The sequence below is a fragment of the Nonomuraea aridisoli genome (genome assembly GCF_003236395.1).
GTDB lineage: Bacteria > Actinomycetota > Actinomycetes > Streptosporangiales > Streptosporangiaceae > Nonomuraea > Nonomuraea aridisoli.
Genome location: NZ_POUD01000420.1, coordinates 1 through 5,355, shown reverse-complemented (window position 1 = coordinate 5,355; position 5,355 = coordinate 1). Strand labels below are relative to the sequence as shown.

Annotated in this window: 6 protein-coding genes; 5 read left to right on the top strand and 1 reads right to left on the bottom strand. The window is 71.3% G+C overall.

The genetic code is table 11. The features are described 5' to 3' along the window. On the bottom strand, window positions 1-638 hold a 638-nt coding region (locus C1J01_RS45835), incomplete at its 3' end, for a DMT family transporter (RefSeq protein ID WP_235855113.1). Window positions 639-705: 67 nt separating this feature from the next. On the opposite strand from C1J01_RS45835, the gene C1J01_RS45830 reads away from it, so the two are divergent. From C1J01_RS45830 to C1J01_RS45810, 5 genes are read left to right on the top strand one after another with little or no spacing between them, the layout of a single operon-like run. Then, window positions 706-2,112 (top strand): aminotransferase-like domain-containing protein, encoded by a 1,407-nt coding sequence (locus C1J01_RS45830; protein ID WP_111185278.1) that lies wholly within the window; start codon window positions 706-708, stop codon window positions 2,110-2,112. A gap of 28 nt (window positions 2,113-2,140) precedes the next feature. Further along, the gene (locus C1J01_RS45825) at window positions 2,141-2,656 is read left to right on the top strand and encodes a CGNR zinc finger domain-containing protein (RefSeq protein WP_111185277.1); all 516 of its coding nucleotides are present in this window, start codon (window positions 2,141-2,143) and stop codon (window positions 2,654-2,656) included. 44 nt (window positions 2,657-2,700) lie between these two features. Next, window positions 2,701-3,309, top strand: a complete 609-nt coding sequence (locus tag C1J01_RS45820) for a GNAT family N-acetyltransferase (RefSeq protein ID WP_165969904.1) — start codon at window positions 2,701-2,703, stop codon at window positions 3,307-3,309. Window positions 3,310-3,333: 24 nt separating this feature from the next. Beyond that, the gene (locus C1J01_RS45815) at window positions 3,334-4,209 is read left to right on the top strand and encodes a 1,4-dihydroxy-2-naphthoate polyprenyltransferase (RefSeq protein ID WP_111185276.1); all 876 of its coding nucleotides are present in this window, start codon (window positions 3,334-3,336) and stop codon (window positions 4,207-4,209) included. 10 nt (window positions 4,210-4,219) lie between these two features. After that, on the top strand, window positions 4,220-5,233 hold the full coding sequence (locus tag C1J01_RS45810) for an adenosine deaminase (protein ID WP_111185275.1): 1,014 nt from the start codon (window positions 4,220-4,222) through the stop codon (window positions 5,231-5,233). Window positions 5,234-5,355 lie beyond the last annotated feature (122 nt).

The window sequence follows — 5,355 nt, the reverse complement described above, 5'->3', positions numbered from 1 at the left end:
AACTGCTGCCGCCGCGCGAGCACTACACCCTGATCGGCTCCAGCGTCACCGATCTGACCTGGCTGGAACGCGTCCCCCGCAGCCGGCCGGTGCTGATGATCGCCGAGGGCCTGGGAGATGACCTGCCAGCCGGGGGTGTGGCGCGCCAGGCGTCCGCCTTCGGTGTAGCCGACGGCCGCCGACAGCAGGGCGCCCGCGAGGAGCAGGTCGGGCCAGGCCGCTTCGCCCTGCTGGTGGGTGAGGGTGAAGACGGTGATGGCGAGGGCGCCGGCCGTACAGGCCGCCCAGAACAGCGGGCGGGGGCGCTCGCCCGCTCTGAGGACGGCGCAGGCGGCCGTGGCGGCGGGCAGCAAACCCGTGACGACGGCGGCGTGGGACGTGCTCGCGCCCAGATCGAGGGCGAAACCGCTGAAGACGGGGAAGCCGAAGACGACGCCGGCGGAGATCAGCGCGTAGGCGGTCCGCTCGCCTTTCGGCGGGAGAAGGGGCCTGCGGGCGGCCTTCAGGCAGATCAGGGCGAGCAGTCCGGCCACCGCCGCCCGGCCCACCGCCACCAGCCAGGGATCGAAGCCGCGCATCGCGTAGACGGTGGCCGGAAACGACCCGGAGAACGCCAGCACCCCCACGAACGCCAGCACCGTCCCCCGTCGCCGGTCGGCCGGGACCGTTACTCCAACAGGGACAGTAGCGCTATTCTCAACTCTCATGGAAAACGATAGCAGTATCGCCCATATCGCGGCGATCCTGCGCGAGGAGGCCGACCGGCTGGGAGCGGGGGCGCGACTGCCGTCCAGCAGGGAGATCATGCGGCGGCACAACGTCAGCCCCGTCACCGTGTCGCGCGCCATCGGCCAGCTCGCCGCCGAGGGGCGGGTGGTCGCCAGACCCGGCAGCGGCGTCTTCGTGACGCGGCGGCAGCCGTCCGATCGCGGCGGCGCCGACCTGTCCTGGCAGACGGTCGCGCTGGGCGACCGGGTCGTGGACGACGAGCCGGTCGCCACGCTGCTGCAGACGGCGCCCGACGGGGTGGTCCCGCTGACCGGCGGCTACCTGCGTCCGGGACTGCGGCCCGACCGGCAGCTGGCGGCCGCCGCGGCGCGGGCCGTCCGCCGTCCCGGCGCCTGGGCGATGCCGCCGCTGGCGGGGCTGCCGGAGCTGCGACGGTGGTTCGCGGCGCAGGCCGGGGGCGACGTGACGGCGGCCGACGCGCTGATCGTCAGCGGGGGGCAGGCGGCCCTGACGCACGCGTTCCGGGCGCTGGCGGCGCCCGGAACGCCGCTGCTGGTCGAGACGCCCACCTATCCGGGGGCGCTGGCGGCGGCCAGGGCGGCGGGGCTGCGGCCGACGGCCGTTCCGGTGGACCGCGACGGCGTACGTCCCGACCTGCTGGCCGAGGCGTTCGCCGTCACGGGGGCGCGGGTGTTCTGCTGCCAGCCCACGCTGCACAACCCCACGGGCGCCACGCTGCCGGTGGAGCGCCGCGAGCAGGTGCTGCAGGTGGCCAGGGCGGCGGGCGCGTTCGTGGTGGAGGACGACTACGCCCGTTACCTCACCGAGCAGCCGCCCCCGTCGCTCGCCTCCATGGACGCGCACGGCACCGTGGTGCACGTCGTCTCCCTGACCAAGATCCTGTCGCCGAGCATGCGGGTCGCGGCGGTGATCGCCCGGGGGCCGGCCGCCCACCGGCTGCGGGCGAGCCAGCTGGTGGAGTCGTTCTTCGTGGCGCGGCCGCTGCAGGAGACGGCGCTGGAGTTCGTCGGCACGCCCGGCTTCCGGCGCCACCTGGCGGCCGTGCACGCCGAGATCCGCACCCGCCGCGACGCGCTGGCCGCCGCGCTCGCCGAGCACCTGCCGCAGGCCGAGCCCTGGCTGCTGCCCATCGGCGGCATGCACCTGTGGGTCCGCCTGCCCGCCGAGGTCGACGAGAACGCACTGGTGGAGGCCGCCCGGCGCAAGGGCGCCCTGGTGAGCCCGGGCCGGCTGTACTTCCCGTCGGAGCCCCCCGGCCCCCACCTGCGCCTCACGCACATGGCCGCCGCCCACCTGGCCGAGCTGCACGAGGGCGTACGGCGGCTGGCCGAGGCCGTGACGGAGGCTACCGGCGATCACTGACGCGCGGCGGGCCCAGTAGAGTGACGGCATGCCGTTCCCCGCGGAGCTCGTACGAGACTTCGTGAACACCTACGACGTCGAAGCGCAGGCGGACGAGCTGTCCTCCCCCGCCGAGCTCGCGATGTGGCTGCGCGAGCGAGACCTGATCGGGCCGCGCGACCGCGCCACCGACGACGACCTGACCACCGCCCACGCCCTGCGCGAAGGGCTCAGAGCCTCGCTCAGACGCGAGGCGGCCGACCTCCCGTCGCTGCCCCTGCGCGTCGCGGTGCGGGCCGGCGAGGCGCCGGAGCTGGTGCCCGCGTGCGAGGGTGTGCCGGGCGGGCTGGCGCGGATCGCCGCGGCAGCCGTGTCGGCGTCGTGGAACCGTCTGAAGGTGTGCGCGGAGAGCACATGCCAGTGGGCGTTCATCGATTCGTCGAAGAACCGTTCCCGCTCGTGGTGTTCCATGCGGGTATGCGGCAATCGCACCAAGACACGGGCTTACCGGGCGAGGAAGCGGGGTTCGCGTCTTCTCGTAGGGTCAAACACCGATACGGTGTAACCCGTGCCTTGTGGCATGGACGGCAGGCGAAGGAGCGGGCCGAGATGGCAGACGTAGGCGTCCGGGCGGCCCGGCGCGAGGATGTACTTCAGGTGGCGAATTGTCAGATCCGCGCCTGGCGTTACGGCTACCGGGACTTCCTCCCCGAAGGCCCACTCGAGCAGATGACGGGCCCGGCGGCCGAGAAGATGTGGCTGCGCCAGTGGGATGAGGCGATCGTCGCCCCGCCCAGCCCCCGGCACCGGGTGCTGGTGGCGGTGGAGACCATCCTCGACACCGAAGGCTTCCCCGCGCTCGGCGCGGGTGGCAGCGCCGCACTGGTGACGCCCCGCGGCGGCGAACGCGTGGTGGGCCTGGCCTCGCACGCTCCCGCCGAGGACCCCGATCTCGACCCCAGTGTGGTGGCCGAGATGCTGACGCTGCTCGTCGACCCCGACTTCGTCCGCCGGGGCCATGGCAGCCGCCTGCTCAACGCCACAGTCGACTACCTGCGCGAAGATGGGTTCCGGCAGATCGTGACCTGGGTCTTCGCTGACAACTACGCTGTGCTCGGCTTCCTGGAGTCGGCCGGTTGGGGCGAGGACATGGCCGAGCGCGTCCTCGACATGGGCCGCCCGATCCGAATGGTCCGGCTTGCCACCGACATCAGTTGATGAGTTGACTTGAGGTAGATCAACATGGCAACCCCAGGCCAGTGGATCGCGGGCGCCCGCCCGCGCACCCTGCCCAATGCGATCGTGCCCGTGATGGTGGGCACCGGTGTGGCCGTCGGCGAAGACGGATTCGTATGGTGGCGGGCCCTTTTGGCCCTTTTCGTAGCTTTGTCGCTGCAGATCGGCGTCAACTACGCCAATGACTACAGCGACGGCATCCGTGGCACCGACGACCAGCGGGTCGGCCCGATGCGGTTGGTGGGTTCACGCGCGGCGACGCCGCGCCAGGTGCTGACGGCCGCGCTGGCCTCCTTCGGGATCGCGGCGGTGCTCGGGCTCGTTCTGGTGATCGTGACGCAGGCGTGGTGGATCTTGCTGGTCGGCGCGGCGTGCATCGCGGCCGGCTGGTTCTACACCGGCGGCAGCCGCCCGTACGGCTATCGCGGGCTCGGCGAGGTGGCCGTTTTCGTGTTCTTCGGGGTGGTCCCGGTGGTGGGCACCACGTTCGTGCAGACGGAGCAGCTGAGCTGGGCGGCGCTGATCGCCTCGGTCCCCGTCGGTCTGCTCTCCTGCTCGATGCTCGTGGTCAACAACCTGCGCGACGTCCGCACCGACGGTGAGACGGGCAAGCGCACGCTGGCCGTGGTGCTCGGCGCCGAGCGCACCCGTACGCTCTACGTCGCCTGCCAGGTCGTGCCGTTCGTGGTGGCACTGGCGATGATCCCGATCACGCCGTGGGCGGCCCTGGTGCTGCTCGCCGCGCCGCTGGCCATCTCCCCCATCCGGGTGGTGCTCAGCAAGGCCGTGGGCCCCGCCCTGATCGCGGCGCTCCAGCAGACGGGCAAGCTGCAGATGGCCTACGGGCTGCTCTTCGCGGTGGGACTCTCGCTCGTCTTCTAGTCTGGGCAGGGTGAGGGATTTCATCGCCGGGCTGCCCAAGGCGGAGCTCCACCTGCACATCGAGGGCACCCTGGAGCCCGAGCTCAAGTTCGAGCTGGCCGCGCGCAACGGCTTGGAGCTGCCGTACGCGAGCGTCGAGCAGATGCGCGCGGCCTACACCTTCGACAGCCTGCCCTCGTTCCTCGAGATCTACTACGAGGGCATGCGGGTGCTGCGCACCGAGCCCGACTTCTACGACCTGGCCATGGCCTACCTGACCAAGGCCGCCGAGCAGAACGTCCGCTACGCCGAGATCTTCTTCGACCCGCAGGCCCACACCTCGCGCGGGGTGCCGTTCGACGTGGTGATCCGCGGGCTGCGGCGGGCGCTGCTCGACGCCGACACGCGGCTCGGCGTGCGGGCCCAGCTCATCATGTGCTTCCTGCGCGACTTCCAGGCCGAGTACGCGATGGCGACGCTGCTGGAGTCGCTGCCGTACAAGGAGTGGATCGCCGGCGTGGGGCTCGACTCCGACGAGAAGGGCAACCCGCCGCGCAAGTTCGCCGTCGTCTACGAGCGGGCCCGGCAGGAGGGCTACCTGCTCACCATGCACTGCGACATCGACCAGGACGACACGGTCGAGCACATCCGCCAGGCGATCGAGGAGATCGGCGTCGACCGCATCGACCACGGCGTCAACGTCATCGCGGACCTCCGACTGGTGGAGGCGGTGCTGGAACGCGGTCTCGGGCTGACCTGCTGCCCGATCTCCAACGGCCACGTCAGCGACGGCATGAAGGCCGAGGACATCCGCAAGCTGATGGACCTCGGCGTACGGGTGACGGTCAACTCCGACGACCCGGCGTACTTCTCCGGCTACGTGCAGGAGAACCTGGAGGCGCTGCAGGGCGCGCTCCGCCTGACCCGCGACGAGCTGGCCGATCTCGAACGCAACGCCTTCGAGATCGCCTGGCTGCCGCGTCACCTCAAGGACGCCTACCTCGCCGAGATCGACGCGTACGTGGCGGCGGAGCAGCCCCGCTAGTGAGCCGGTATTGAGTTCCGGTGTCACCACATGAGGTGAGTTCCGTTTCACACCGAGGTGTAACCGTGACAGCGCATGAGTGTCGCGGTCAGTTGAAAGCATGGCTGACACCAGGCTGGAAC

Coding starts and splice junctions, on each gene's coding strand:
- C1J01_RS45820 (WP_165969904.1), top strand. CDS start 2,701: ATGGCAGACGTAGGCGTCCGGGCGGCCCGGCGCGAGGATGTACTTCAG.
- C1J01_RS45825 (WP_111185277.1), top strand. CDS start 2,141: ATGCCGTTCCCCGCGGAGCTCGTACGAGACTTCGTGAACACCTACGAC.
- C1J01_RS45815 (WP_111185276.1), top strand. CDS start 3,334: ATGGCAACCCCAGGCCAGTGGATCGCGGGCGCCCGCCCGCGCACCCTG.
- C1J01_RS45830 (WP_111185278.1), top strand. CDS start 706: ATGGAAAACGATAGCAGTATCGCCCATATCGCGGCGATCCTGCGCGAG.